Source organism: Bradyrhizobium ivorense (genome assembly GCF_900696085.1).
Classification (GTDB): domain Bacteria; phylum Pseudomonadota; class Alphaproteobacteria; order Rhizobiales; family Xanthobacteraceae; genus Bradyrhizobium; species Bradyrhizobium ivorense.
The window spans coordinates 59,372-85,436 of sequence record NZ_CAADFC020000027.1 but is presented as its reverse complement, the minus strand read 5'-3'; the positions used below and the strand labels follow the sequence as shown (position 1 = coordinate 85,436).

The following is a 26,065-nucleotide window of genomic DNA, read 5'->3' as shown; positions in this document are numbered from 1 at the left end:
GAGCCTCGTGACCTTCGCAGCCAGCGCCTCCGTCGGCTCCTGCCGGTCGGCGGTGTCGAGTTGGCTCAGATAGCGCGCGACGCTCTCCTCGAGCCGAGCACGCCGCCGCTCCACCTTCGCCCGGGTGAAGTTCCTGTCCCGGTTGTTCACCGCTTTGAACTTGCTGCCGTCGATGGCGACGCTCGACGTCGCGAGAAGCCCCATCTCTCGGCAGAGCTCGATGAAGCGCGCACAGACCTTGCGGAGCGCCAGGCCGTTGTCCTTGCGGAAATCCGCGATCGTCTTATGATCCGGAGCGAGCCGACCCAGCAGCCACATCACCTCGACATTGCGGCCGGACTCTCGTTCGAGCCGTCGGCTCGACTGCACCCGGTTCAGATAGCCATAGATGTAAAGCTTTAAGAGAACCGAGGGGTGGTACGACGGTCGACCCGTTGCCGCCGGCTCCACCCCCTCAAAGCCCATCTCAGCCAAATCGAGCGCATCGACAAACGCGTCGATCACGCGAACGGGGTTGCTCTCGTCAATGAAATCATCGAGGCATTCGGGCAATAGCGTCCATTGCCCGCGATCCGCCTCTTCAACGAAGCGACCCATCAATTTCTCCCTAGAATCACGGGAGAATCATAACCGCGGCACCGCGTTTTCACACAGCCAGGGTCAAAGGCGGCCCTCGCTTCGTTCAAATTGGGCCCAAGTACGTCTCCAATTGTTTCAAAGCGGACGCGGGATTGGAGGGGCTCCGGACTGAAAAGGACCAGCCTCACTAGCTGAGGAGGTCAATATGACCGTTACCCCGAGCACCATCCCCGCCGTCTCGAAGCACGTTCCTTGGAACAAGGGGAAGATCGTCGGCGCAAAGCCGCCGCTCCGTCCCAAGCACGTCTGGTCAATCCGGACCAAGCTCCAGATCGAAGGCCGAACGCGTGATCTGGCGCTGTTCAACGTCGCCATCGACAGCAAGCTGCGCGGCTGCGATGTAGTCGCATTGAAAGTCGATGACGTTGCTCCGGGCGGGTATACGGCCGATCGCGCGATCGTCCGACAGAAGAAGACTGGTCGGCCAGTCAAATTTGAACTAACGGAATCGACCCGTCAGGCCGTCGATGACTACCTGCGGGTGACCGTCAAAAAGTCGGGCGAATACCTGTTCACCGGACGGCGGCGGGCCGGACACATGACGACCCGCCAGTATGCCCGCCTTCTGTCGCGCTGGATCGCCGACATCGGATTAGACCCGCACCTGTTCGGGACGCATTCCCTTCGCCGTACCAAGGCGACCTTGATCTATCGCCGAACCGGCAACCTGCGAGCCGTACAGCTCCTTCTGGGGCATACCAAGATCGAGAGTACCGTTCGATATCTCGGCATCGAGGTCGACGACGCCCTCGCGATAGCAGAACAAGTTGACGTCTGACTTCGGGGGCAGAGCAGACGTTCTCTGCGCTGCCCTCACAGACTGCTCCGGGCCATGAACAGACATCAGGCCACAGGTTCTGACGGGTCCTTCACGCCGATAGAGAACGCCGATCACTCCGGCAGTCCTGCCTTACGCAGTCCGTCCAAGTGAGCAGCGAGGTGGTCCGACCTGTACGGCAACAGGTCTTTGAGGGCCGACACAGTGATATCCGGAAACAACTCTCGGAGATGGAAGATCATCCTATTCGCTTCCCCAATCCGGCCAAGCTTTCCGCAGGCTGCCGCTCCCAGGCGCAGGGCAGGCTGATAATCGGGATCAACCTGCAACGCAGCCAGCGCGGACGCCGCGGCTTCCTCGTATCTCCCGGACACGAAATGCGCGTTGCCAATGGCCGTGTACATCTGGTGGATCAGCGGATCGCGCGGACTGAGACGCACGGCGCGTTGTGCGTGCGCGATTGCCAGCTCAGGTTCACCGAGCCAAACGCGTGCAAATGCACTCATCCACCACGCCATCGCTTCGTTGGGGTTGATGTCCAGCGCCCGATCAATCAGCGACGCGCCGAGTTGGGGATCCCGAAGATCGAAGGCAATTGCCCATCCAGCTGTAGAAAGTGCCACCGGATCATCTTTGCCCAGCTGCGCTGCCTGTCGGGTGAGATGTGCAAGCTCATGCAGGTCTCCGGCCTGATCATCGGTCCATCCCCACACGCGCCGTCGATGGCGACAGTAAGCGGCCATCCCATATGCCGCCGCGTAATTTGGATCGAGATCGATCACCTTCATGAAGAGCTTCAGGGCATCTTCGTTTCCCTGGCGCGTATGCAGGTGAAACCGGGAAAGCCCGCGCAGAAAGTAATCATAGGCGTCCAGGTTTTCCGTCGGCTTGCGATTTGCACGCTCGATCTCTGCTTTTCGGAGGCGCGGCTCGATGGCCCCGACTACATTCGTCGTGACCTGGTCTTGAAGATCGAACACGTTCTCGAGGCGACCATCGAACCGGTCCGCCCAAAGGTGCGTGCCCGTGGCGCAGTCTATGAGCTGGCCCGTGATCCGAACCATACCCGCAGCCTTGCGAACGCTGCCCCGCAGGGCATAGCGCACCCCCAGCTCGCGCCCAATCTGCCTCACACCGGTGGCCCTGTTCTTATATGTAAATGTCGAATTGCGAGCGATGACCATAAGCCAGGCAAACCGCGAAAGGGCGGTGATGATGTCTTCGACCACGCCGTCCGCAAAATACTCCTGCTCGGGATCACCGCTCATGTTCTCGAACGGCAGCACGGCGATGGAGGGCTTCTCCGGGAGAGCCAGGGCCGCACTTAGCCGATCGGTCAGCGCGCCATGCGCTCCCGCGCGTACAGCAAAAGCGCGGACCGGCTTGGAGATGTTCTTGAGGTGCTGTTCGCCCCGGTCCTCGAAGTCAACGTCCAGCTTGCCCCCAACCTCGCTGTGCACCTTCTCGGAAATCAGGATGCCGCCCGGATCGGCGGCCCCCTCCAACCGGACGGCAATGTTGATCCCGTCGCCAAATAGATCGCCGTCAGCCCCGACGATGACCTCCCCGAGATTGACCCCAATGCGTAGCCTAAGGGAGCTCTGACCTGACGCGATGCTTTCCTGTATTTCCACCGCGCATCGCACCGCAGCCGACGGACTTGCGAACTCGGCCAACGCGCCGTCACCCGTGGTCTTGATCAGTCGCCCGTCGTGGCGGGAGAGGCTAGGCTCGATTACTTCGTGCCTCAGCCGCTCGAACTCTGCGTAGGTGGCTTCCTCAGCGCGTTGCATCAACGCAGAGTAGCCGACCACGTCGGCGGCCAAGATCGCCGCTAATCGCCTCTGAACCCGCTGATCGGTCACAGCTCCCTCCGAACGACCAAGCAAAGACGTCGCTGGAACAAGAGAAGCCTAGCACTCTGTTGTGGACCTGTGGGCGGTAATTGCGGGAGGGCCCCTATTGCTCCAAGCAGCATTTGGCTGGGCCCGTGGCGCACCGGCAATTAAGTGTGCGTCAACCCGGGGGGTCCGCTTTGGGTCAAAGGCGGCCCTCGCTTCGTTCAAATTGGGCCCAAGTACGTCTCCAATTGTTTCAAAGCGGACGCGGGATTGGAAGGGCTCCGGACTGAAAAGGACCAGCCTCACTAGCTGAAGAGGTCAATATGACCGTTACCCCGAGCACCATCCCCGCCGTCTCGAAGCACGTTCCTTGGAACAAGGGGAAGATCGTCGGCGCAAAGCCGCCGCTCCGTCCCAAGCACGTCTGGTCAATCCGGACCAAGCTCCAGATCGAAGGCCGAACGCGTGATCTGGCGCTGTTCAACGTCGCCATCGACAGCAAGCTGCGCGGCTGCGATGTAGTCGCATTGAAAGTCGATGACGTTGCTCCGGGCGGGTATACGGCCGATCGCGCGATCGTCCGACAGAAGAAGACTGGTCGGCCAGTCAAATTTGAACTAACGGAATCGACCCGTCAGGCCGTCGATGACTACCTGCGGGTGACCGTCAAAAAGTCGGGCGAATACCTGTTCACCGGACGGCGGCGGGCCGGACACATGACGACCCGCCAGTATGCCCGCCTTCTGTCGCGCTGGATCGCCGACATCGGATTAGACCCGCACCTGTTCGGGACGCATTCCCTTCGCCGTACCAAGGCGACCTTGATCTATCGCCGAACCGGCAACCTGCGAGCCGTACAGCTCCTTCTGGGGCATACCAAGATCGAGAGTACCGTTCGATATCTCGGCATCGAGGTCGACGACGCCCTCGCGATAGCAGAACAAGTTGACGTCTGACTTCGGGGGCAGAGCAGACGTTCTCTGCGCTGCCCTCACAGACTGCTCCGGGCCAATAACGGAAGTCGACAGCCCCGTTCGCGTCCGCGATTTGCAGAACTTCAAGACGTCACTGACGCGCCGCCTGAAAGTCGCTCAGAGAGGATTCGGATCGCGGCGTCGCACTCATCCCCGCACTCCGGCTGCGAGGCGGACACCTTCGACCCGGAGGGCATAGTCCTCGGGCCGCATCCAGGGGGGCCTTTGCTGCCAACGCCGGCGCTGCTCCGCCGATTGCGGGGGGATACGTTCCAGCGTTTCGCGCGCTTCGTCCAATTGCCCGAGATAAGCGAGCGACGCGGCGATGTATTCGTAAGCGGTAGCATAACTCGGACGCAGGCGAACGACTTGGCGCCACGTCTGCAGCGCAGCGACGAAATCGCGTGAAAGAAACTGCAAAGCCCCACGCCAGACCGACCAAAGCCAAATCAGGGGATCATGTGGGCTGGCACGGATTGCCTGCTGCAGCCTCTCGAGTGCTTCCTCTCGATAGCCGCCGAACCCGAGTACACAACCAAGCATGCTGATAACAAAGGCACTATTTGGATTGAGGGCAACCGCGGTGCGCGCTTCGGCGATCGCCGCCTCCCATTCGCTGCCCCACATCATCATGTGTGCCAACACGGCATGCGCCGTCGCATCGTTGTCGTCGAGCGATACGGCGATGTGCGCCTCTTCACGCGCCCTTCCTTGAACCTCCAAGAAGGGGCGGGTCGAGAAGTGCCAGATATCCCACTGGAGAGCCAGCGCATATCCGTAATGGCCGGGAGCGAAATTCGGATCGAGCGCGATAGCTTGGCTGAAGAAGGCCAACGCGGTTTTGTTCTCCTCAGGCCGGTATTGGTGGAAGTGCCAAAGGCCGCGCTGATAGGCCTCCCAGGCGTCCAGCCGTTCCGGTGGTTTGCGCAGCACGCGCTGTTGCTCGGCGGCTGCCAGTGCCGGCTCGATAACCGTGACGACGCTGGCGGCAATCTCATCCTGGACCGTAAATATGTCGCTAAGGTCGCGGTCGTAGCGCTCGGCCCAGAGATGCGCCCCGGTGGCGGTATCGACTAGTTGTCCCGTGATGCGCACTCGATTTGCCGCCTTGCGAACGCTCCCTTCCAACACATAGCGTACCCCAAGCTCGCGCCCCACCTGCTTTACGTCGACCGCGCGCCCCTTGTACGTGAAGCTCGAGTTGCGGGCGATGACGAACAGCGCTCTGAAATGGGATAGCGCGGTGATGATGTCCTCCACCACTCCGTCGGCGAAATATTCCTGCTCCGGATCGCCCGACATGTTCTGGAACGGCAGTACGGCGATGGAGGGCCTGTCGGGCAGGGCAAGCGGTCGGGAAGTCCCGGCGGGGACAGCCGTCGAGGCTGCCGACCGAGTGTTGCTGCCCAGCCTTACGCGCCAGACACGTATCGGCTCCGCGATGTTTTTCAGCGCCTGCGGCCCCATGTCTTCGAACGCGGTATCGACCTTGCCGCGAACCTGATCGTAGGCGGAAGACGAGATGCAAGTGCCGCCTGGCTCCGATATGCCTTCAAGGCGAGCTGCAATATTCACGCCGTCGCCGAAGATATCGTGCGGCTCGACGATGACGTCACCTATGTTGATGCCCACGCGAAAAAGCAGGCGTCTGCCTTCCGCGTCATTCTTCTGAAGGTCGCCAACAGCGCTTTGAAAGCGCACAGCCGTTCGAACTGCCTGGACTGCGCTCGGAAACTCGGCCAAGAACCCGTCGCCGGTGTTCTTGACAATGCGGCCTCCGTGCTCTGCCACTATCGGCTTGATAACATCTGCGAGGAGCGCCGTGAGACGCGCGTGCGTGGCCTCTTCGTCGTCGTGCATGAGCCGCGAATAGCCAGCAACGTCGGCGGCCATTATCGCCGCCAGCCTGCGTCCGCCCAGGACTCGCCGCTTTCCACCCATGGCGCGAAAGTCTCAACCTGGGACAAATTGTACGACAAATCCAGCCGCCGGGCCAATCGCACGATGGCTCACCCGAGTTGAGCCCCGCGAGAGCGATGCAATGAAGCCTTTGAACCGACAATCGATTTTGCACCTAAGGGCCTGCCAGTGGAGCAACGGAAATCTGTCGGCAGTGCGAGGTCGGCTAAGGGTCACAAGGCGACCACGACGCCTCGCTCGACCTTGGCCGGCTTCCCTCCCGGCTGCGGACATTGCGGCATTCTGAACAAACGCCGGCTCCGGGCCAATAGCCGACCTGCTGATCGCTCACCTTATTCCGGCAGACCGGCTGCGCGCAGCGCTTCGCCAAGTTTCGCTGCCAGTTCGGGCGCGCAGGCGACGCCAGCGAACTGGCTGCTGATGCGGAAGGTCGGCTGCAATTCCAACACGCACGCGGCAGCCGCCTTCGCTTCCTCGAACCGCCCGAGCGCGGCGAGAGAAGCGGCGAGCTGAACCCACGTAATGCTGTGGGCGGGATTGGCGAGATTGGACTTGTAGGCTGCACTTGCAGCCTCTGCATAGCGATCGCGACAGAAATGGGCGAGTGCCTGCGCGTCGTAAGCAGCAAAGGCCCATGGATCGAATGGGCTCAAGCGAATGCCGCGCTCGCTCCAGTCGACTGCGCGCTCCGCTTCACCGGCCCAGCCGGCGACGACGCTGCCAAGAATCCATGCGAGGGCGGTCGACGGACTTAGCGCGAGCGCCGCTTCGAACGCGGCGAAGGCCGCCTGGCGGTCATGAGCATCCATTCCAAGTGAAAAGCCGGCAAAGGTAAGCGCCAGCGCGTCGTCGCGCCCGTGCACGATTGCAAGGCGTGCGTGGCGCACCGACGCCGATCGATCCTCTTCCTTCAGCCCTGCGCGCAGAAAGCGATTGTGGTGGCTCATTGCGGCAAGGCCATGGGCGAGCGCGTAAGTGGGCTCAAGAGCCAGGGCGCGCTGGAGCTGCGGCAGGGCGATCGCAGCACGATCGGGCATGCCAGAGTCTACATCCGGCTGGGCACGCAGCACGAGTTCGTAGGCGTCGAGACTATCGGGGCGCTTGCGGCGGATACGCTCGACCTCGGCGCGGCGCAGGCTCGGCTCGATGGCGCCGACCACGGCCAGCGCGATCTCGTCCTGCAAGGCGAACAAATCGCCTACCGTGCGGTCGTAACGCTCGGCCCAGATATGTGCGCCGCTTGCGGCATCCGCGAGCTGTGCGTTGATGCGGACGCGGTCGTCGGCGCGCCGCACGCTGCCCTGCAAAACATACCGCACGCCGAGATCGCGGCCGACCTGCTTCACGTCAGCGACGCGGCCGCGCCAGACGAAGCTGGAATTGCGCGCGATCACGAACAGCCACCTGATGCGCGACAGCCCCGTGATGATGTCGTCAACCATGCCGTCAGCAAACCAAGCGGCTTCGACGGAGTGCCCGAATGGCAGCACAGCAATTGAAGGCTTTTCCGGCACGCACAACGTGGCCGAGTTCCCGGCCTCGTCTGCATTGGTATCACCCCGTGTCACGGGTGGGCCGACATAGCGATAGCCGCGACGCGGTAGCGTTTCGATCCAGCGCTCACCGCCGTCCTGCTCGAGCGCGCGGCGAAGGGCCGCGATCTGCACCGTGAGATTGCTTTCCTCGACATTGAGCCCCGGCCACGCCGCCTCGATCAGCGCGTCCTTTCCGACAGGAGACGAGGCGCGCTCCAAGAGGAGGCGCAGTAGCGCAGCGCCTCGCTGGCCGAGCAAGGCGGGCGTATTGCCGCGAATCAGCGCGCCCGTCTCGGCATCGAGTGCAAACGAGCCGAATTTGTACGTGACTGGTTGGGACTGCTGAGCCATTTCGGTGGCATTTTGCAACAATTTCGGAGTTGTTTCACGACTTTTGGACGATGGAAAGGCAGGATAAGGCTCCCGATCACACCGGCTGGAGAGCAAGACATGAGTGGAAAGGCGATCATCCGCAGACCAGGCGAAGGCAAATCCGTAAGGCTTGCCGGCCATCCCATGGCATTTCTGGTCACCGGCAACGACACGCGGCACACCTCGATGTTCGAGTGGACGATTCCAGCGGGCTTCTCCACTGGGCTACATGTCCATCGCGTGCAGGAGGAGACATTCTATGTGCTGGAGGGCGAATGCGACTGGCAAGTGGGCAACGAACACGTGCATGCCGCGCCCGGCACATACTTGTTCCTGCCGCCAGGCGTGCCGCACAACATCGGCAACGCTTCGGACAAGGTCGCACGCGTGCTCATGACGGTATCGCCGCCCGGGCACGAGCGTTATTTCGAGGAGCTGGCCGAGACAGTAGCGCGCGGCGGCGCGGCTGACCCCACAACGATTGCCGAGCTGCGAGCCCGCTATGATACCGATCAGCTATCGGCACTCAAAGGCTAGGCACCGCGTTGACGCCAGAATCTGGAACTTGTTTGACCACGATCGCGTGGTCAAACGTCTCCTTCGGGTCATTGGCGACATGCCCAGTACGGGCCTCGATGTCGGCTTTACCTCCAACAGCGGACACACGGCCTTATGAGTGCACGCCCCTAGCGCGCACTAAGCGAAGCGGCGGGCGAACACGACGCAGCCGACGACGAGACAGGTCGCGGCGACCATGGTCCACGGCACCTGCTCGTGCAGCAGCAGGCCGGCCAGCGCGAGGCCGAAGAACGGCTGCAGCAGCTGCAATTGCCCGACGCTGGCGATGCCGCCGAGCGCGAGGCCGCGGTACCAGAACACGAATCCGATGAGCATGCTGAACACCGAGACATAGCCGAGCCCGAGCCAGGCCGGCATGCCGATGCCGTCCCAGCTCGGCGGCAGCGTCAGCATCGTCATGACCAGCACGACCGGGGTCGAGAGCACCAGCGCCCACGAGATCACCTGCCAACCGCCGAGCCGGCGCGACAGCGCGGCGCCTTCGGCATAGCCGAGGCCGCAGACGACGATCGCCGCGACCATCAGCAGATCGCCGGTCAGCGAGGCCGCGCCGTCGTTCGACAGTGCAAACGCGCCGACTGTGGCGCTGCCGATGCAGGAGAACAGCCAGAACAGCGGCTTTGGCCGCTCGCCGCCGCGCAGCACGCCGAACACCGCCGTCGACAACGGCAGCAGGCCGATGAACACGATCGAATGCGCCGAGGTGATGTGCTGCAGGGCCAGCGCCGTGAGCAGCGGAAAGCCGATCACGACGCCGAGCGCGGTGATCGTCAGCGACACCAGGTCGGCACGCTTTGGCCATGGCTGCCGCAGCACCGCAAGCAGCAGGGCGCCGAGCAGCGCCGCGATCATGGCGCGCGCCGAGGTCAGAAACAGCGGCGAGAAGCCGCCGACCGCCACGCGCGTCGCCGGCAGCGAGCCGGAGAAAATGATCACGCCGAGCAGACCGTTGCCGAAACCCTCGATCGAAGCCTTGTCCATCGCATTTCACTTTCCAAGACCGCAGCGACGTCGAGGCCCGGTCGCGACCGCGCAGGAAGTGCGCCCCCTCGCCCCGCCCTTCGCGGGGAGAGGGTTGGGGTGAGGGGCTGCTTCCGCGCAGACGGTGACAGAGGTATCCGTGGAGGCTCCCCCTCACCCGGAACGCATCTGACGATGCGACATAGCAGAGGCTTCGCCTCGGCGTTCTCAGAGGACGGCCGCCAAGGGCGGCCTATGCCTCTCCCCGCAGGCGGGGCGAGGTGAAGCGGAGTCCGCTGCTTCGACGTCACCACGAAGGTAGCCCTCGGGGCCTCGCCAAGGCAGCTACAGATCAGTACAATATCGCCAAACTGTATGGGTGAAGGTAGGCATACACTTGCAGAAACCATCCAATGCGCCCAAGGCGACGCGGACCGTCGAGGTGATGAACGCGATCCGTGCGCGGGTGGCGAGCCGTGCGCTCGCCGCCGATGATCGGCTGCCTTCGATCCGCAGCTTTGCCGCGACCATGGGCGTCTCGCCCTCGACCGTGGTCGAGGCCTATGACCGGCTCGCCGCCGAGGGCCTGATCCGGGCCCGGCCCGGGTCCGGCTTCTACGTCTCCGCGGCCGCGCTGCTGCCGCTGGCGCTTGCAAAGGATCAGCCGCAGCGCGACCGCGCCGTCGATCCGCTCTGGGTGTCGCGGCAATCGCTCGACGCCGAGGCGAGCGCGCTGAAGCCGGGCTGCGGCTGGCTGCCGTCCGACTGGATGCCGACCGAGGCGCTGCGCCGCGCGTTTCGCGCGCTGGCGCGGGCCGAGGACGCCGTGCTGTCCGATTACGGCGCGACCCGCGGCTCGCTGGCGCTGCGCCGCATCCTGATGGCGCGGTTCGCCGACGAAGGGCTGGAGGTGCCGCCCGAGCAGCTGCTGCTCACCACCTCCGGCACCCAGGCGATCGACCTGATCTGCCGTTTCCTGCTGCGGCCGGGCGACACGGTGCTGGTCGACGATCCCTGCTATTTCAATTTCCGCGCCCTGCTGCGCGCGCATCAGGTCAAGCTGGTCAGCGTGCCCTACACGCCCGCGGGCCCCGACGTCGCTAGCTTCGAGGCGGTGGTCGCGGCGGAGCGGCCGCGGCTCTACATCACCGTCGCCGGACTGCACAACCCGACCGGCGCGACGATGTCGCCGCAGACCGCGCATCGCGTGCTGAACGCCGCCGCGGCCTACGATCTCTCGATCGTCGAGGACGATATCTTTGCCGATTTCGAGCCCGAGCCGTCGGCGCGGCTTGCCGCGCTCGACGGCCTCAACCGCGTGATCCGGATCGGCAGCTTCTCGAAGACGCTGTCGGCCTCGCTGCGCTGCGGCTACATCGCGGCGCGCGCCGACTGGATCGACGATCTGGTCGATCTGCAGGTCGCGACCGGGTTCGGCGGCCCGAGCGCGGTCGCAACCGAGATCATCGCGAGCGTGCTGGCGAGCGGCTTCTACCGCAAGCATGTCGAGGAGCTGCGCCGGCGGCTGGGGCGCGCCCGCCGCGACGTCGGCGACAAGCTGCAGCGCATCGGCATCGAGCCCTGGCTGATGCCGCGCGGCGGCTTCCAGCTCTGGTGCCGCCTGCCCGACGGCTGCGACTCCGCCGACGTGGCGCGCGCGGCGCTCGCCGACAATGTGGTGCTGGCGCCGGGCAACGTGTTCAGCGCCTCGCAGACGGCGTCCGCCTTCATGCGCTTCAACGTCGCGCAGTGTCGCGACCCCAGGCTGATGCCGGCGCTGCAGCGCGCGATCGGGCGGTAGGGCGCGAGCAGATCGGGTTGAATGGCGGCGGCGGTATCCTGCCACCGGCAAAGCTACTTTGCATGGGGTTGTTTTTCGGTATTTTGGCAGGCGTCCCTGGAACCGCGCAGTGACCGTCCGCGGCGCGCCCAGGTCAGGTCGTCACAGCGCACCGATGTCGGTCAGGCATTGCTGGGTCGCGCTGATCCGCGCGTCGATCAGCGCCGGGGTCTTGCAGTCCATGTTCATCGCGAACACGGTGACATTGGATCCCTTCTCGACCCAGCCGACCCACCAGCCGAGCGCGCCGTGTTCCTTGTCGGTCAGGCCGGTCTTGGCGCGGATCACAGCGTCGCCGACTTTGGTCACCGGCAGGATGTCGGTGACCAGCTCCTGGCTGCGCTTGCCGATCGGCAGCACGCCGCGACGCAGCCGGTCGAGGAAATCGACCTGCTCGATCGGATCGATGCGCAGATTGCCCGACACCCAGAAACGGTCGATGCCGCCGCCGATGTCGCGATTGCCGTAGTCGATGAGGTCGAGATACTTCTTCATCCGCTCCTCGCCGATCCGGCGCGCGATCTCCTGAAACACCGGGAAGGCCGACACCGCGATCGCCGAGCGCAGCGTGTGGTCCTTGTTCCAGGCCTCGATGCCGCGCGTCACGCCGTCCCACTTGAAGACGTCCTTGTCGGGGTCCTGCACCACGCCGGTCTCCAGCGCAATCAGCGCATTCGGGATCTTGAAGGTCGAGGCCGGCAATCTGCCGTCGCCCGAGCGCACCTTGTCGCTGGCGATGATCAGATAGTCGTCGACCTTGTAGCCGACGAAGGTGCCCTCGGTGCCGAGATCGAAGAACCTTTTCGCCAGATCGTCGCGAAACTCGCTGCGCTGGTACGACACATTGGCGAAGCCGCGCGACGGCACGAGGCTCGCGGCAGCAAACAGACCGAGCGCATGGCGGCGATTGATCACGACGGGACCTTCAGACGGAACCTGAGGCATTGGCAATGATGGTGATGCCACCGCGGTGAAAGGATGGCAACGAGGATTACCGTGCCCTTCCCGACAGTTTCAGCACGAACACCAGCACGTCGGCGACGGCCTTGTAGAGTTCGGCCGGGATCTCGTCGCCGAGCTCGACGTTGGAGAGCGCGCCGGCCAAAACCTCGTTCTCCTCGATCGGGATGTCGTTGGCCTTGGCGACCTCGATGATTTTTGCGCCGATCGCGCCCTTGCCTTTTGCGATGACGCGCGGCGCGCCGACGTGGTCGTAATGCAGGGCGACGGCGAGCTGGTTCTTGCCCTTGCTCATGTGGCGCGGTCCAGGAAGTGGCCGGCGCGCACGGGCGCGGGCTGCTGCGGCGCGCCGTCGCGGATCTCGATGTCGCCGGGGGTGAGTTCGGCCCTCGCCAGCGCCTGGCTCAGTTCGCCGGCGCCGGCGCGCAGCTGCGCGGCGGTGGCGGGACGCTCGGCCCACATCCGCACCGAGGTGCGCTCGCCGTGCAACGACACCAGCGCATGCACCGGGCCGGCCGGCTCGACGTCGAGCGTGAAGCGCGCGCACCATACCCGCTTGGCCGCCTCGACCTCGTTGCCGCCGCCGTCGCGCGAAATCTCGAACTGCGCCATCGCGGTGCCCTGCGCCGTCAGGAACGGGATCTCGAAATTCCAGCGCGGCAGCATCGCCTCGAGCTGCGGGCGCGCCGCATCGGTGCGGTCCGGCAGCGAGGCGACCTGCAGCAGCGTCTGCCGCGCCAGCGCCGCGTCGGTGTTTTCCAACAGGCGATGCGCGGTGACGGCGGGCGGCGCGCCCGGCACGATCGTCGGCTCCGCAACGGCCTGCGCGGAAGGCAGCGCGCCGCGCAACGGCGGCGGCGGCGTGGTGCTGCGCGCGAGCGTGTCGCCGGCCGGCAGGTCCCTGAGTGCGACGCCCTGCCGTGCGGGATTGCCGAGCTCGTGCAGCGCTTCCTGAATGAGATTGAGCGTGGCGCCCGGCGAAGGGCCGGCATCAAGCGCGTCCGCCAGCGCGCCGGGAAGTCGTGCGCTGCCGCCGCCGAGATCGATCGCCACCGGCACGCGGGCCTGCGGCAGCAGGATCTCCTGGACGTCAAGATCGGGCGCGCCCGGCACAAGGCTTGTCTGCAAAAGGTTTGGCGTTGCGTTGACGCGCGCCTCTTGCGCGACCGGCCCTTGGGCGCTCGCCTGTTGGGCGACCGGCGCGGCTGCGAGCTTCGGCGCATCCGCCCCCGTGCCAAGAGAGTTACCGAGCGAGGTCAACGCTTGTCGCAGCACGATCAGCGCGGCCTTGAGATCGGGCACGCCGCCGACCGCCGACGGCGCAGTACGCGCGGCAAGCGAGGCCTCGAGCAGCAGGCCTGACTTCTGGAACCCGGCCTTGACGTCGTCGCCGCTGAGATTTTCGTCGAGGCTGGTCTGCTGCAGCAGCACCTGCACGATCGCCGCCTGCAGCTTTGGCGGCAGATTGCCGGTCACGATCGCCGCCGCAAGATTGGCGAACAGCGGCGCCTGGCTGCCCTGCACGGTCGCGGCATTTTGCGCGGCCGCAGTGACGCTGACGCGCTCGAGCGGCGTCAGCACGTCCTTCGGCGCCGCTGCGCTGGCCTGGGAAGCCGCTGTGCTGGCTTGCGAGTTGGCGCCGGGCGAGATCGGGAGTGGCTCCGGCGACAGCCGCGCTGCATCGCCTGCGCCCTGCCCGACCAGTTGCAGGCGGATGCCGTCACCGGTCTGCGACACCGCAAGCTGCAGGTTCTGGCCCTGCTGCAGCGGCACCTCGGTCTGCACATCGATCGAGAGGCTCGCAATTGCAATCCGCACCAGATCGGCGGACAGCACCTTCAGCACCTGCGCATTGACGACGCTGCCCGGCTGCAGCACGAGACCAGGCGCAACGCTGCCTGCCTCTTCGGAAGCAAGCACCGGCAGCGCGGGTTTGATGGCGATTGCCATATCGGAGGTCTCGGCCAGGCGGCGGGGCATCCATGATCGGCCCGGACAGGTTTCCGCTCCGTCCAGACCGTGGTGCAAGCTAGCCCGGCGTCGTAAACCTCTCGTTAACCGCCGGACGGCGCGCCGTCCCCGGTGCATCTCACTTGCGGCGCTTCATTTGGCGGCGATGACGGCCCAATAGCGGCGACCGTTGGTGTTCGGATCGGTGCCGTCGCTGGCCGAGAACACGATGCCCTGCCCCTTCCAGTGCGCGAAACGCCCGTGACCGGCGCTGACCTCGGCGAAGGTGCTGTGCGATGGTCCAAGCGGCTTGTTGTCCTCGTAGACGATCACGGGCGATCGGGTATCGCCCTCGATGTCCGGATTGTCCGCCAACGCGGCCAACCCCTCGTCCTTGAGCAGCGGCTCGGCGCGAAACGCAGCCTGGCCTAACGGCAGGAACGGCCGGACCAACGGTGCGACCACGCGTCCTTTCGGCGCCGGATCCTGCCATGTCCGCTCCAGCCAGAGCGCCGTGCCGAAATAGATGGCGATTCCGGCGACGATGCAGAGCCAGACCATTTGAGTGGTCGAGACCGCCATCGCGGGTCGGCGGGCACGCACGGGATCCAAAACATACTGCGACATATCTTCTCTTCGTTCACCACACGCCCCGCGGCCCAGCATCAATTCGGCGTCACGCCAACAAGTTCCAAAAGAAACGCATTGCCGACGCCGCCCGCATGCACGCGAGCGCGCCCATTCCATGCCAATCGTCATTCCTAAGACGATTGGGAACGAGCAAACGTGAAACGATCTGGTGAAAAAAAGTCGAGCTCGCAAGGAGCCCGCGCCCACGATCAAGTGATCGCCGGCTCAACAACATGCCAACGCCGTCACAATAGCTACAAACTGGGCGGCAATTGAGGCAATCGCGCCGAATTGAACTCGCTCAAATCGCCGGCGAGACCTTGAGAATGCCGGCTGCGGCCCTGAAATCGACCAGCCGCGCGGCGCGGCGCGCGGCGACCTCCTCGTCGACGCCCCACTTTTCGATGTTCCAGTCCTCGTCGACATGCGCGGCCGCCCAGACCTGGTCTTCGTCGCGAAAGCCATGCGCCAGCGCCAGCGCCAGCAGCGCCGAGCCGGTCAGCGTCGTCACCACATGCAGCGCGGCGACCGACCACGGATCGCTCGGAAACGCGGCGCGCGCCGCCCGGATCGCGGGCTCGGGCTGGCCCACATGCATGACGCCTTCGGCCATCACGAAATGGGCGCCGAGCGTGTCGGCCGCCCAGAACAGCACCGGGTCCCAATGCTGCGCTTCGCGCGCGACCAGCGTCTCCGGATGACCGGCGCGATAGAACAGCAAATCGCTGCCGAGGAATTTGGCGGCATCGTCGGCCACCTCGTCGACGCGATCGATCACGCCTTCGACGACGCTGTTGGCGAGGCGCGTCAGCGGCATGGTCAGGGGATCGATGGTCTCGCCCTGTGCGTTCCATTCGGCCGCGACCGCATCGGCGATGGCACGCACCGGCACCACGATCGGCTTGCCCGATGGCGAGCGGATCGGCTTGCCGTCGATCGTGACCGAAAATCCACCGTCGGCTTCAGCAACGCCGGCGCTGGTGTAGAAGCGCTTGCGCTGCGGCGTGCGGATGTGACGGCGCACCGCCTCCTGCGGGTCGAGCGGGGATTGTCCTGCAGCTTCGTCGAAGAGTTCGCGCATCGCGCCGGCCGGCTTTCGTTCGAGAGAATTTGCTCGCAAGATATGTCAGCGACGGCGGTAAATAAAGCTGATGGGAGTAGTCCCGCGCACCCTTCGGAAAGAGCTGTTCCTGCTTCTAATCCCGCGCGGCAGCGCAGGAGCGCGAATAGCTGGCGCTATCGGCCTGGTTCAGCCCGCCCGCGGCAGCCTCATTGAGGCATTGGTTCACGCGGTCGCCGAACGACGAACGGGGCGTAGTAACCGTCCGCTGGGTCGGCAGCGCGTCCAGTTTCGGGATCGGCGGCACCTCGACCTTGGGCGGCGGCGGACGCGGGATCGGTGGCGGGTCTGAGATCGAGTGGCCGGGCCCAATGATTTGCGCAACGGCGCCGCCCGCGCCCGCGGCCCAGATCAGCGCACAGCCGAGGATCAAGATTCGCTTCATGGCGTATATCTTGTGATGCGGCAGCACCCGTTCAAGCCGCTAACACAAACCGGTCAACGCAGCGTCGATCTGCGAGTTCCGCGAGCGGCTCTCACCGCTTCTGATAGATCACATGACCGGCGCGGATGGTGGCGCTTACCTTGGCGAGATTTCTGACATCGCTGACAGGATCGCCGTCGAGCACCACGAGATCGGCGTCGAACCCCGTCTCCACCCTGCCCTTCTTCGCAGCCTTGAAGAACGTCGCCGGATTGGTCGTCAGCGAGGCCAGCACCTGGCGCTCCGAGAGCGCGCGATGCATCAGCTCGACCTCCTGCGTCGTGTCGTAGATCTGGGTGAATCCGACATCGGTCCCGAACAGCACCGTGCCACCGTTCTCCGAGAATTGCTTGAGCTGGTTGCCGGTTGCCGCAATCAGGCGGTTGGTCACATTGGGATCGAGCACGACGGTGGTGAACAGCGACAACGTCGGGATCAACGCTGTGCCGTGCGCCTTGAACCGCGCCAGCTGGTCGTCCGTGTAGGCGCGCTCGCCGGGCGTGGTGTGAGCGAGCACGTCGACATCGGATGCAATCACCGTCTCGACGCCGACTTTGTTCTGCGGATGAGCAAACACCGGCTTGCCTTGCGCATGCGCAACCTCGACCGCAGCCTTGGCGATCGCCGGGTCCATGTTCACGACCGGCTTGTCCCCCATGAACGCGCCGGTGAACAGCTTGATGCCGTCCTCACCGATCGCGAGCCAGTCACGCGCCCATTTCGTCGCCTCCTCGGGCGTTGCGACTTCGGGAAGCTGCACCTCGCGCGGGATGTAGACGGGATGTCCGCCCTTGGGAAAGATGTTGCCGGCAAACAGGATGGTGGGACCCGCGATCTCGCCCTTGGCGATACGCTGGCGCAGCGGCAGCGAGTCACCGGGGTCGGAACCGAGATCCCACACCGTGGTGAATCCCCAGCGCGTCAGCATCTCCTGCATGTGCTGCGTCAGCGGCGCGGCCGGCGCCGTGCCGGCGTTGCGCCAGACGGGTTCGGTGAAGTGCACGTGGCTGTTCCAGAACCCGGCGACGATGGTCTTGCCGCTGCAATCGATCACGCGCGCATCCGCCGGCACTTGCACGTCGCCGAATTTGCCGACCGCGCTGATCACGCCGTCGGTCATCACGACCACCGCATCCGGCAGCGCCGTGGCATCGGGCGAGGCATAAAGACTGCCGCCGCGGAGCACGACGGTTTCGGCATCGGCCGAGGCAACAGCCGAGCCGAGGAGCCCGAGAACGAGCGCGGTGCGGAGCCAAATCATCGACAACCCCTTTGATCATCACGGCAGGCCGGCGATCGGCGAGCGCGCGGCACGATAGCCGCAGCAGCCGGCAACGTTTGATCGTTGTTGCTGTGCCCGACGTCCATTCGACGACACGTTTTCTTGATGTGAAACGGGATCGGCCTCGCTCGAAACGCTTCGGCCTATCACTCCTCCGGCGCGTTCTCGATCGGGTCGAACCGCTCGGCCTCGAGCCCGAGCAGATTCCAGGATTGCTGCATGTGCGGCGGCAACGGCGCGGTGGCGTCGATCACGCCGCCGCGCGGATGCGGGATCACGATGCGCCGGGCGAGCAGATGCAGCCGATTCTGCAGGCCGCCGGGCAGCTCCCAGTTTTCCTTGTTGAAGTATTTGGGATCGCCGACGATGGCGTGATTGATATGCGCCATGTGGGCGCGCAGTTGATGGGTGCGGCCGGTCACCGGCTTGAGCGAGACCCAGGCGAGCTTCGTCGCCGAGGTCTCGACCACGGCGTAATAGGTCACGGCGTGGCTGGCGCCCTCGTCGCCATGCGCCGCGATCCGCATGATGGTGTCCTCCTCGCTCTCCTCCTTGGCGAGATAGGTCGAAATGCGGCCCTGCTTCGGCTTCGGCACGCCGGCGACCAGCGCCCAGTAGATTTTTCGCGCCGACCGATGGCGGAACGCGCCGGTCAGGTACGAGGCGGCAAAGCGCGTCTTGGCGATCAAGAGGCAACCCGAGGTTTCGCGGTCGATGCGGTGAACCAGCCGCGGCTTCTGGCCCTTGGCGTCGCGCATCACCTCCAGCATCTGGTCGACATGGCGCGTCATGCCGGAGCCGCCCTGCACCGCGAGGCCGGCCGGCTTATTCAGCACCAGCACGTCGTCGTCCTCGTAGAGCGTCATCTCCTTCAGCGCCTGCAGCGTCCTGGTCTCGGCTTCCGACAGCACGCCGGCGGTCTTCGGCGCATCGAGCCGCAGCGGCGGGATACGGACGCTCTGGCCCTCCTCCAGCCGGTCCTTGGAATCGGCACGCTTGCCGTTAACGCGGAGCTCGCCCTTCCGGACGATGCGCTGGATGTGGGAGAACGACAGGCCCGGAAACCGCGCCTCCAGGAAGCGGTCGACTCGCATGTTGTCCTCGTCGGCGGTGACGACGACGGTCTGCACCTTGGTCGGCAGCGGCAGCTCGCTCGCAACCTTGGCCGCAGCGGGCTCCGGCCGCTCTTGCCGGCGCGGTTCGGCGAAGCGCGGCGGCTTGCCCGGAGCGCGTTGCGCGAACGGGCGGTCGCCGGACTTGCGATCGTCCGCCTTACGGCCGCGATGCTCCGACGCGCTTTTGCTGCGGGCCTTGCCAGAAGCCTTGTCGCGGCCCTTCTCACGCCCCTTGGCGCGATTGCCCGGCGATGTCGTTCTCTTGATGCGGCGGCTCATGCGGTTTTTCCAAGCTTGCGGGCCGACGACCGACTCGCGCGACGCGGCAAAGCCGCGATCTGTGCACCCACCTCGATTTCAGCGAGCCGGAGTTCGTAGAGCTGCTGCAAATTCATCCAGAACTGCGGCGCCGTACCAAACCAGTGCCCGAGCCGGAGCGCAGTGTCGGCTGTGATGCCGCGCTGGCCATGAATAATGCCGGTAATGCGGTTCACAGGAACGTCGATCTGGCGCGACAATTCGGCAGCCGTGATGCCGAGCTCACGCAGCTCTTCCGCCAGATGCTCCCCGGGATGGATCGGTGTACGAGGCATGGTGTCTTTCGCAAACAGAAGCCGTTTGACCAACGTGGAGAGAGCAGAGATTACGACTTACGTAAACAGTAATCGCATGGCTACCATCAAGGAATCAGTACAAATTTGGTTTGGCACCGGACTGGCTAGGTTCGGCCTTCAGAAGGAAGCATTGCAATGAAACTGGCACTATCGGCTTTGGCGGCGCTGGCCGCGATGATCGCGGGCCCGGCACTCGCGCAGCAAAGCCCGATGCCGGAGGAGCTGGCCTGGAAGCTGCTGGAGCTCGGCCGGGTCATCGACCCGCCCAAGACGGCCGCGCTCTATGCGCCGCTGCAGCAGCAGGAGCCCTATCCCGGCGTCAAGGTCGCGCGCGACGTCAAATACGGTCCGGCGGATCGCCATCTGCTCGACGTCTTCACGCCGGACGCAGCATCGCCGGCGCGGCCGGTGCTGATCTACATTCATGGCGGCGGCTTCGTCGCCGGCAACAAGCGCAATCCCGGCAGCCCGTTCTACGACAACATCATGCTGTGGGCGGTGAAGAACGGCTTTGTCGGCGTCAATGCCACCTACCGGCTGGCGCCCGCCTTCCCCTGGCCGGCCGGCGCCGAGGACATGGGCTCGATCGTGCAGTGGGTGGCGGACAACATCGCCACGCGTGGCGGCGATCCGGCGCGGATCTTCCTGATGGGCCAGTCGGCCGGCGCAATCCACGTCGCGAACTATGTCTCGCACCCGGAGTTCTACAAGGTGAAAGGCGGCGGCATTGCCGGCGCGATCATGGTGTCGGGGATCTATGACCTGACGGCCTCGCCGGCGGGCGATGCCGAGCTCGCCTATTACGGCTCCGACCCGTCGCGCTACACGGAGCGCTCCTCGCTGCAGGGCCTGGTCGCAAGCCCGATCCCGCTGTTGATCACCGCGGCCGAGCTCGATCCGCCGCGTTTCGTCGCGCAGTTCGAACTGCTGAAGCAGGCCCTTTGCAAGCGGCCGAGCGGCTGCGCGCACGCGTTCATGCTGCCGCAGCACAGCCACATGTCGGAGGTCTATGCGATCAACACCGCGGACACCCGGCTGACCGATCAGGTGCTGGAGTTCGTGAAGTCGGTCGAATAGCCCGACGATCAGAACAGCCGGACCTGAACCGCAGTGCTGGCGAGCTTCGGCGTGCTGGCATCGACCACCTTTTGCACCTGCGGGAATTTGGCGCGCAGCACCTTCTCGACTTCATTGCGCAGCGAGGAGTCGTTCTCGCCCGAGACAAAGGCGACCGTGCCCGACGACAGGCGATTGGCGTCGCCGAGCTCGGTGAAGTCGGTATAGACCGCGTTGGCGCTATAGCCCTTCTGCAGCAGATAATCCTGCATCTGCATGGCAAGGTCCTTACGATCGGCGACATACAGCACGACGACGACCTTGCTCTTGTTGGCGTCGGTCTCCGCCTTCTCGGCCGCTGGCACGGTGACCTTGGTGGCCTTCTCGAGCGCCTCGACGCGCTGGCGGAGTGCCACGATCTGTCTCCTGACGTCGGCCCCCTGCTCGCCGACGTCGGCCTTGATCTGCTGGCTCTGGGTCTGCAGCTGCTCGCGGACCAGGCTGATCTCGCCGCCTCCCGGCAGCTTGATGGCGAGATTGAGAATGGTCGGCGCAACACACAGCAAGGCCGCAACGCCAAGCACGATGGCGATGCCGTTGGGAATGTCGGGATTGTTGAGGATCCTGCGCACCAGCGCCGCTATCAAGCCGAGGCCTGCCAGCAGCGGTACTCCGACAATGGCAGCGGTCAGCCAGATGTTATCCATGCTATTCCCCCGGAGGTTGCCGCAATAGCATAGAGCTATTTCAGGGAGATGTCAGCCGCCTCCACGCTGCGCCCGCAGCTTGGCCCAGTAGTCCAGCCGCTTGCGGATCTCGCGCTCGAAGCCTCGGTCGGGCGGATCGTAGAAGGTCTGGCGGCCCAGCGCTTCCGGGAAGTAGTCCTGGCCGGAGAACGCGTCGGGCATGTCGTGATCGTACCGATAGCCGGAGCCGTAGCCCTCCGACTTCATCAGCTTGGTCGGCGAGTTCAAAATATGCTTCGGCGGCAGCAGCGAGCCGCCCTGCTTGGCGGCGGCCATCGCCGCGCCAAACGCGGTGTAGGCGGCATTCGATTTCGGCGCGGTGGCGAGGTAGATCACGGCCTGCGCGATCGCGAGCTCGCCCTCGGGCGAGCCGAGGAAATCATAGGCATCCTTGGCGGCGTTGCAGATCACCAGCGCCTGCGGATCGGCCAGCCCGATATCCTCCACCGCCATGCGCACCACGCGCCGCGCCAGGAATAGCGGGTCCTCGCCGGCATCGAACATCCGCGCCAAATAATACAGCGCCGCATCCGGATCGGAGCCGCGCACCGATTTATGCAGCGCCGAGATCAGATTGTAATGGCCGTCCGCCGACTTGTCGTAGATCGGCGCGCGGCGTTGCAGGATGTCCTGCAACTGCGCGGCATTGAACACCTCGCCCTTGCGCGCGGCGCGCCAAACCTCCTCGGCCAAGGTCAGCGAGGCGCGGCCGTCGCCATCGGCCATCCGCACCAGCACCGCGCGCGCCTCGGCGTCGAGCGGCAGCGCCTTGCCCTCGATCTTCTCGGCATTGGTGAACAATTTCTCGATCGCGGCAGCATCCAGCGAATGGAACACCAGCACGCGGGCGCGCGACAGCAGCGCCGCGTTGAGCTCGAACGACGGGTTCTCGGTGGTGGCGCCGACCAGCACCACGGTGCCGTCCTCCATCACCGGCAGAAAGGAGTCCTGCTGCGCGCGATTGAATCTGTGCACCTCGTCGACGAACAGCAGCGTGCCCTTGCCGGTCTCGCGGCGGGCGCGCGCGGCATCGAACGCCTTCTTCAGATCGGCGACGCCGGAGAACACCGCCGAGATCTGCTCGAAGTGCAGCTCGGTGGCATCGGCGAGCAGCCGCGCCACGGTGGTCTTGCCGGTACCGGGCGGTCCCCAAAACACCAGCGAGCCCAGCGTGCGCGTCTCCAGCATGCGGGTCAGCGCGCCGTCGGGGCCGAGGATGTGATCCTGGCCGACGACATCGGCAAGCGACCGCGGACGCAAGCGATCCGGCAGCGGATGCGGCGCGTCCTGCTCCATCCCTGCCGCAGCAAAGAGGTTACTGGCTTCTCGCGGCTGCTTTGCGCTCACCTGGGACTCATCCGCCGAGCGTCACGTTGATCTGCTGGCCGCCGCGCACCAGGGTGATTCGCCAGATCCGCGTGCCCGTCTTCGAGGCCTTCTCGAGGTCGCCGGTCCGCGCGATCTTCTGGTTGTTGACCGCAAGGATGATGTCGCCCTTCTGGAAGCCGACATTGGCCGCGGTGCCGTCATCGGCGAGATCAGTCACCACGACGCCCTCGGCGCCGGCATCGAGATGCAGCTCGTCGGCCAGCGCCGGCGAGATGTTGGCGACCTTGGCGCCCTGGAACGGCGAGCGCGCGGTCAGCACGATCTCGTCGCGGTTGGTGTCGGGCGCGGTCTCCAGCGGCACCGCGAGCTTGACCGGCTTGCCGCTGCGCTGCACCTCGATATCGGCGGTGCCGCCGAGCGGACGGGTGGCGAAGCGGTAGTCGAACGCGTTGGGGTCGTCGATGGTCTGGCCGTCGATCGAAACGATCAGGTCGGACAGTTTCAGCCCAGCCTTCGCCGCCGGGCTGTTCGGCGCGACGTTGGCGACCAGTGCGCCGGTCGGCAGCTTCAGTCCGAGCGTCTCGGCGATCTCGGGCGTCACCGCCTGCAGCCGCGCGCCGAGCCATGGCCGCTTCACCGCCTTGCCGCCGCTCTTGGCCGAGGCCACCACCACCCGCACCATGTTGGCGGGAATCGCAAAGCCGATGCCCTGCGAACCGCCGGAGCGCGAGAAGATCGCGGTGTTGATGCCGGCAAGCCGCCCGGTCATGTCGACCAGCGCACCGCCGGAATTGCCCGGATTGATCGCGGCGTCGGTCTGAATGAAGAATTGATAATCCGTGATTCCGACTTGAGTGCGCGCCAAGGCCGAGACGATGCCGTGGGTGACGGTCTGGCCGACGCCGAACGGGTTACCGATCGCGAGCACGACGTCGCCGACCAGAAGCTCGTCGGAATTGGCAAAGTCGAGGGTCGTGAACTTCTCCTTGTTGGTGTTCTTCAGCCTGAGCACGGCGAGGTCGGTGCGGCTGTCCTTCAAGACGATCTCGGCCTCGTATTCCCGCTTGTCGGCGAGCGAGACCTTCACCTGGTCGGCGCCCTCGATCACGTGATTGTTTGTGACCACAAGTCCGGTCGAATCGACCATCACGCCGGAGCCGAGCGAGCGCTGCATCTGCTCCGGCTGCTGTCCCGGCACGCCGAAGAAGCGGCGGAAGATCGGATCGTCGAGCAGCGGATTGCGGTTCTGGACGGTCTTGGCGGCATAGACGTTGACAACCGCCGGCTGCACGCGCTGCACGATCGGCGCGTAGGACAGCCTGAGCTCCGCCTGCGAGGACGGCACCCGGCGGTCCTGGGTTCGGTCCTGGGCCTGCGCCTGGCAAAGATTCCCTGCCAAAACCAGCACGGACAGAACGGATAGGGCAGCAAAGCGGACGGGTCGGAGCATTCTCACCTCTCGCGGAAAACGCCGGAATATAGGCGCGTTCGCGCGGCAATTGAAGGGTGCCTGACCGGTTAGCTGGCCCCCCGGCCACACCGGTGCAAAAACCGCCGTGGCCGCGTTGACGCGCCGCGTGGCTTCTATGATGCTTGTCATCTCACGAAGCAGCTCCGCTTGTTGCCCGCGTACAACAAGCGGAACTGAAATCCCGGGTTATGCTGTCGTGTGTCAGTCACGATCAAAATCTAGGACTCGAATTCAGTGAGCGGGGACTTCAAACACACAGGGGTGCACAATGGGTGCAACAAGACTAGGCGCAATCGCCATCGGATTGGCGGGAGCGCTCGCCGCTTCGCCGGCACATTCGCAATCGGCCGGTGGCGGCAGCGATGCAGAGATCGCGCTGCTGAAGCAGCAGCTGAAGCTGCTCGAGCAGAAGCTCGACAAGTTGCAAAAGCAGACCAACGCCAACACCGCGACCGCGGCAAGCGCCAACGCCAATGCGAAGGCCGCGGACGCCAAGGCCGCGCGAGTCGCGACCGCCAATGCCGCGATCCCGGTCAAGGGCCCGGTCGCGCCGTCCGGCGTCGTGGTGACGCTGCCGAACAACCGGCCGACGATCTGTACCGCTGACGAGCAGAACTGCGTCGCCATCACCAGCCGCGTGCATTGGGACGTCGGCGGTTACGACTATCGTCCGAACACCGCCGGCACCGTGCCGCAGAAGCTCGACAGCGGCGAGAACGTTCGCCGTGCGCGCATCGGCGTCGTCGGCAAATTCTTCGGCGACTGGAACTACTCGCTGATCTACGACTTCGGCGGCTCCTCCGACGGTTTTGGCGGCGCAGCGCCGGGATCGCTGCCGGGCGGCGGCACCTCGGGCATCGAGAACGCCTATCTGAGCTACACCGGCTTGAAACCGTTCGGCGGCAAGATGGCGATCGAAGGCGGCATCATGGACGTGCTGTGGACGATGGACGAGTCGACCAGCTCCAACGACATCCTGTTCATGGAGCGCGCATCGGCCGGCATCATCGCGCAGAACATCGCGGCCGGTGACTTCCGTTCGGCCGTCGGCACCCGCTGGTGGAACGACCAGCTCTGGATCGGCGGCTACGTCACCGGACCGACCACGGGCCAGATCCACTCCGCCTCCAGCGTCACCCCGGCGGGCTCGTCCGAGCAGTATGGCAGCGTCGTCCGCATCGCCGGCAACCCGATCAACGGCAAGGATTACTCGGTGCATATCGGCGCCGATGCAGAATGGCTGATCCAGCCGCCGCGCAACCAGCTGACCCAGGCACAGACGCTCACGCTCAGCGATCGGCCCGAGCTGCGCATCGATCCGACCACGCTGATCTCGACCGGTGCGATCGCCAACGTCTCCGGCGCGCAGGTCTACGGCGTCGAGGCCGCGGCGACCTACGGTCCGTTCATCGCACAGGGTGAGTACTACTGGTTCAACATCGACCGTTCTGCGAATACCGGCCTGCCGCCGTTCGGCGCGCCGAGCCTGAAGTTCGACGGCGGTTATGCGCAGGTCGGCTACGTGCTGACCGGTGAGAACCATGCCTACAACTCGTCGACGGCCTCCTACAGCGGCATCAAGCCGAGGGATCCGTTCTCGCTCGCCAGCGGCGGCTGGGGTGCCTGGGAAATCGCCGGGCGGGTGAGCCAGATGAACCTCAACGATCAGATCGCGCAGGCGACCGGCATCGCGGGCGGACGGCAGACCGTTTATACCGCGGCGCTGAACTGGTACGTCAACAACAACGTCCGCTTCATGCTGGACTACCTGCATGGCGACATCTCCAAGCAGGCCTCGGCGATCTCGAGCGCGGATGTCGGCTCGAAGTTCGACGCGGTGGCGCTGCGCACCCAGGTTGCGTTCTGACGCGATCTGATCAGGCGTAACAAAACCGACGGCCGGAAGCTGCGCCCAGCTCCCGGCCGTTCT

At 65.0% G+C, this 26,065-nt stretch carries 23 protein-coding genes; 6 read left to right on the top strand and 17 right to left on the bottom strand.

The genetic code is table 11. The features are described 5' to 3' along the window. The coding region (locus CI41S_RS31200; RefSeq protein WP_139862975.1) for a transposase at positions 1 to 597 on the bottom strand (597 nt) is incomplete at its 3' end. Between the two features lie 187 nt (positions 598 to 784). On the opposite strand from CI41S_RS31200, the gene CI41S_RS31195 reads away from it, so the two are divergent. Further along, the gene (locus CI41S_RS31195) at positions 785 to 1,417 is read left to right on the top strand and encodes a tyrosine-type recombinase/integrase (protein WP_139862974.1); all 633 of its coding nucleotides are present in this window, start codon (positions 785 to 787) and stop codon (positions 1,415 to 1,417) included. Positions 1,418 to 1,530: 113 nt separating this feature from the next. Here CI41S_RS31195 and CI41S_RS31190 read toward each other — a convergent pair whose 3' ends face one another. Then, positions 1,531 to 3,282, bottom strand: coding sequence for an adenylate/guanylate cyclase domain-containing protein (locus CI41S_RS31190; protein WP_244626743.1), 1,752 nt, complete (start codon positions 3,280 to 3,282; stop codon positions 1,531 to 1,533). Between the two features lie 299 nt (positions 3,283 to 3,581). Between CI41S_RS31190 and CI41S_RS31185 the strand changes: the two genes are divergently transcribed. After that, a complete protein-coding gene (locus CI41S_RS31185) occupies positions 3,582 to 4,214 on the top strand; it encodes a tyrosine-type recombinase/integrase (protein WP_139862974.1) in 633 nt (210 codons plus the stop codon). Between the two features lie 165 nt (positions 4,215 to 4,379). Here the strand turns inward: CI41S_RS31185 and CI41S_RS31180 are convergent, their stop codons facing one another. Both CI41S_RS31180 and CI41S_RS31175 read right to left on the bottom strand, forming a co-directional pair. Continuing rightward, the gene (locus CI41S_RS31180) at positions 4,380 to 6,125 is read right to left on the bottom strand and encodes an adenylate/guanylate cyclase domain-containing protein (protein WP_172628256.1); all 1,746 of its coding nucleotides are present in this window, start codon (positions 6,123 to 6,125) and stop codon (positions 4,380 to 4,382) included. 359 nt (positions 6,126 to 6,484) lie between these two features. Then, entirely contained in the window at positions 6,485 to 8,038 is a 1,554-nt protein-coding gene (locus tag CI41S_RS31175; RefSeq protein ID WP_139862972.1) for a winged helix-turn-helix domain-containing protein, read from the bottom strand. A 99-nt stretch (positions 8,039 to 8,137) separates the two neighbouring features. Between CI41S_RS31175 and CI41S_RS31170 the strand changes: the two genes are divergently transcribed. Continuing rightward, complete coding sequence (locus tag CI41S_RS31170; protein ID WP_139862971.1) at positions 8,138 to 8,596, top strand: cupin domain-containing protein; 459 nt, start codon at positions 8,138 to 8,140, stop codon at positions 8,594 to 8,596. A gap of 159 nt (positions 8,597 to 8,755) precedes the next feature. Here the strand turns inward: CI41S_RS31170 and CI41S_RS31165 are convergent, their stop codons facing one another. After that, positions 8,756 to 9,619, bottom strand: a complete 864-nt coding sequence (locus CI41S_RS31165) for a DMT family transporter (protein WP_139862970.1) — start codon at positions 9,617 to 9,619, stop codon at positions 8,756 to 8,758. 424 nt (positions 9,620 to 10,043) lie between these two features. Here CI41S_RS31165 and CI41S_RS31160 point away from each other — a divergent pair, with 424 nt between their 5' ends. Continuing rightward, on the top strand, positions 10,044 to 11,399 hold the full coding sequence (locus CI41S_RS31160; RefSeq protein ID WP_139862976.1) for an aminotransferase-like domain-containing protein: 1,356 nt from the start codon (positions 10,044 to 10,046) through the stop codon (positions 11,397 to 11,399). Between the two features lie 141 nt (positions 11,400 to 11,540). On the opposite strand, the gene blaOXA is transcribed toward CI41S_RS31160, so the two are convergent. From blaOXA to CI41S_RS31115, 9 genes are all read right to left on the bottom strand, one after another. Beyond that, complete coding sequence (gene blaOXA / locus CI41S_RS31155; protein ID WP_139862969.1) at positions 11,541 to 12,353, bottom strand: class D beta-lactamase; 813 nt, start codon at positions 12,351 to 12,353, stop codon at positions 11,541 to 11,543. 76 nt (positions 12,354 to 12,429) lie between these two features. Then, the gene (locus CI41S_RS45215) at positions 12,430 to 12,693 is read right to left on the bottom strand and encodes an EscU/YscU/HrcU family type III secretion system export apparatus switch protein (protein WP_139862968.1); all 264 of its coding nucleotides are present in this window, start codon (positions 12,691 to 12,693) and stop codon (positions 12,430 to 12,432) included. Beyond that, on the bottom strand, positions 12,690 to 14,348 hold the full coding sequence (gene fliK, locus CI41S_RS45210) for a flagellar hook-length control protein FliK (RefSeq protein WP_139862967.1): 1,659 nt from the start codon (positions 14,346 to 14,348) through the stop codon (positions 12,690 to 12,692). The genes CI41S_RS45215 and fliK overlap by 4 nt, the downstream gene beginning before the upstream one ends. Before the next feature lie 153 nt (positions 14,349 to 14,501). Then, positions 14,502 to 14,975 carry a hypothetical protein gene (locus CI41S_RS31140; protein WP_139862966.1) on the bottom strand — a complete coding sequence of 158 codons (474 nt, stop codon included), beginning with the start codon at positions 14,973 to 14,975 and terminating at the stop codon, positions 14,502 to 14,504. 304 nt (positions 14,976 to 15,279) lie between these two features. Next, on the bottom strand, positions 15,280 to 16,059 hold the full coding sequence (locus tag CI41S_RS31135; RefSeq protein ID WP_139862965.1) for an ATP12 family chaperone protein: 780 nt from the start codon (positions 16,057 to 16,059) through the stop codon (positions 15,280 to 15,282). Positions 16,060 to 16,174: 115 nt separating this feature from the next. Continuing rightward, positions 16,175 to 16,483, bottom strand: coding sequence for a hypothetical protein (locus tag CI41S_RS31130; protein ID WP_139862964.1), 309 nt, complete (start codon positions 16,481 to 16,483; stop codon positions 16,175 to 16,177). A gap of 91 nt (positions 16,484 to 16,574) precedes the next feature. Continuing rightward, on the bottom strand, positions 16,575 to 17,783 hold the full coding sequence (locus CI41S_RS31125; protein ID WP_139862963.1) for an amidohydrolase family protein: 1,209 nt from the start codon (positions 17,781 to 17,783) through the stop codon (positions 16,575 to 16,577). A gap of 167 nt (positions 17,784 to 17,950) precedes the next feature. Further along, on the bottom strand, positions 17,951 to 19,198 hold the full coding sequence (locus CI41S_RS31120) for an RluA family pseudouridine synthase (protein ID WP_139862962.1): 1,248 nt from the start codon (positions 19,196 to 19,198) through the stop codon (positions 17,951 to 17,953). Continuing rightward, entirely contained in the window at positions 19,195 to 19,512 is a 318-nt protein-coding gene (locus CI41S_RS31115; RefSeq protein WP_139484376.1) for a HigA family addiction module antitoxin, read from the bottom strand. The genes CI41S_RS31120 and CI41S_RS31115 overlap by 4 nt, the downstream gene beginning before the upstream one ends. A 156-nt stretch (positions 19,513 to 19,668) precedes the next feature. On the opposite strand from CI41S_RS31115, the gene CI41S_RS31110 reads away from it, so the two are divergent. Further along, positions 19,669 to 20,610 (top strand): alpha/beta hydrolase, encoded by a 942-nt coding sequence (locus tag CI41S_RS31110; RefSeq protein ID WP_139862961.1) that lies wholly within the window; start codon positions 19,669 to 19,671, stop codon positions 20,608 to 20,610. Positions 20,611 to 20,618: 8 nt separating this feature from the next. On the opposite strand, the gene CI41S_RS31105 is transcribed toward CI41S_RS31110, so the two are convergent. From CI41S_RS31105 to CI41S_RS31095, 3 genes are read right to left on the bottom strand one after another with little or no spacing between them, the layout of a single operon-like run. Further along, complete coding sequence (locus CI41S_RS31105) at positions 20,619 to 21,296, bottom strand: hypothetical protein (protein ID WP_139862960.1); 678 nt, start codon at positions 21,294 to 21,296, stop codon at positions 20,619 to 20,621. 51 nt (positions 21,297 to 21,347) lie between these two features. Then, entirely contained in the window at positions 21,348 to 22,682 is a 1,335-nt protein-coding gene (locus tag CI41S_RS31100; protein ID WP_139862959.1) for a replication-associated recombination protein A, read from the bottom strand. 7 nt (positions 22,683 to 22,689) lie between these two features. Continuing rightward, positions 22,690 to 24,114: a DegQ family serine endoprotease gene (locus CI41S_RS31095; protein WP_139862958.1), complete on the bottom strand. Its 1,425-nt coding sequence runs from the start codon at positions 24,112 to 24,114 to the stop codon at positions 22,690 to 22,692. A gap of 289 nt (positions 24,115 to 24,403) precedes the next feature. On the opposite strand from CI41S_RS31095, the gene CI41S_RS31090 reads away from it, so the two are divergent. After that, positions 24,404 to 26,002 (top strand): OprO/OprP family phosphate-selective porin, encoded by a 1,599-nt coding sequence (locus CI41S_RS31090; protein ID WP_139862957.1) that lies wholly within the window; start codon positions 24,404 to 24,406, stop codon positions 26,000 to 26,002. Positions 26,003 to 26,065 lie beyond the last annotated feature (63 nt).

Coding starts and splice junctions, on each gene's coding strand:
- CI41S_RS31195 (WP_139862974.1), top strand. CDS start 785: ATGACCGTTACCCCGAGCACCATCCCCGCCGTCTCGAAGCACGTTCCT.
- CI41S_RS31185 (WP_139862974.1), top strand. CDS start 3,582: ATGACCGTTACCCCGAGCACCATCCCCGCCGTCTCGAAGCACGTTCCT.
- CI41S_RS31180 (WP_172628256.1), bottom strand. CDS start 6,125: ATGGCCGCCGACGTTGCTGGCTATTCGCGGCTCATGCACGACGACGAA.
- CI41S_RS31175 (WP_139862972.1), bottom strand. CDS start 8,038: ATGGCTCAGCAGTCCCAACCAGTCACGTACAAATTCGGCTCGTTTGCA.
- CI41S_RS31170 (WP_139862971.1), top strand. CDS start 8,138: ATGAGTGGAAAGGCGATCATCCGCAGACCAGGCGAAGGCAAATCCGTA.
- CI41S_RS31165 (WP_139862970.1), bottom strand. CDS start 9,619: ATGGACAAGGCTTCGATCGAGGGTTTCGGCAACGGTCTGCTCGGCGTG.
- CI41S_RS31160 (WP_139862976.1), top strand. CDS start 10,044: ATGAACGCGATCCGTGCGCGGGTGGCGAGCCGTGCGCTCGCCGCCGAT.
- CI41S_RS45215 (WP_139862968.1), bottom strand. CDS start 12,693: ATGAGCAAGGGCAAGAACCAGCTCGCCGTCGCCCTGCATTACGACCAC.
- fliK (WP_139862967.1), bottom strand. CDS start 14,348: ATGGCAATCGCCATCAAACCCGCGCTGCCGGTGCTTGCTTCCGAAGAG.
- CI41S_RS31140 (WP_139862966.1), bottom strand. CDS start 14,975: ATGTCGCAGTATGTTTTGGATCCCGTGCGTGCCCGCCGACCCGCGATG.
- CI41S_RS31135 (WP_139862965.1), bottom strand. CDS start 16,059: ATGCGCGAACTCTTCGACGAAGCTGCAGGACAATCCCCGCTCGACCCG.
- CI41S_RS31130 (WP_139862964.1), bottom strand. CDS start 16,483: ATGAAGCGAATCTTGATCCTCGGCTGTGCGCTGATCTGGGCCGCGGGC.
- CI41S_RS31125 (WP_139862963.1), bottom strand. CDS start 17,783: ATGATTTGGCTCCGCACCGCGCTCGTTCTCGGGCTCCTCGGCTCGGCT.
- CI41S_RS31120 (WP_139862962.1), bottom strand. CDS start 19,198: ATGAGCCGCCGCATCAAGAGAACGACATCGCCGGGCAATCGCGCCAAG.
- CI41S_RS31115 (WP_139484376.1), bottom strand. CDS start 19,512: ATGCCTCGTACACCGATCCATCCCGGGGAGCATCTGGCGGAAGAGCTG.
- CI41S_RS31110 (WP_139862961.1), top strand. CDS start 19,669: ATGAAACTGGCACTATCGGCTTTGGCGGCGCTGGCCGCGATGATCGCG.
- CI41S_RS31105 (WP_139862960.1), bottom strand. CDS start 21,296: ATGGATAACATCTGGCTGACCGCTGCCATTGTCGGAGTACCGCTGCTG.
- CI41S_RS31095 (WP_139862958.1), bottom strand. CDS start 24,114: ATGCTCCGACCCGTCCGCTTTGCTGCCCTATCCGTTCTGTCCGTGCTG.
- CI41S_RS31090 (WP_139862957.1), top strand. CDS start 24,404: ATGGGTGCAACAAGACTAGGCGCAATCGCCATCGGATTGGCGGGAGCG.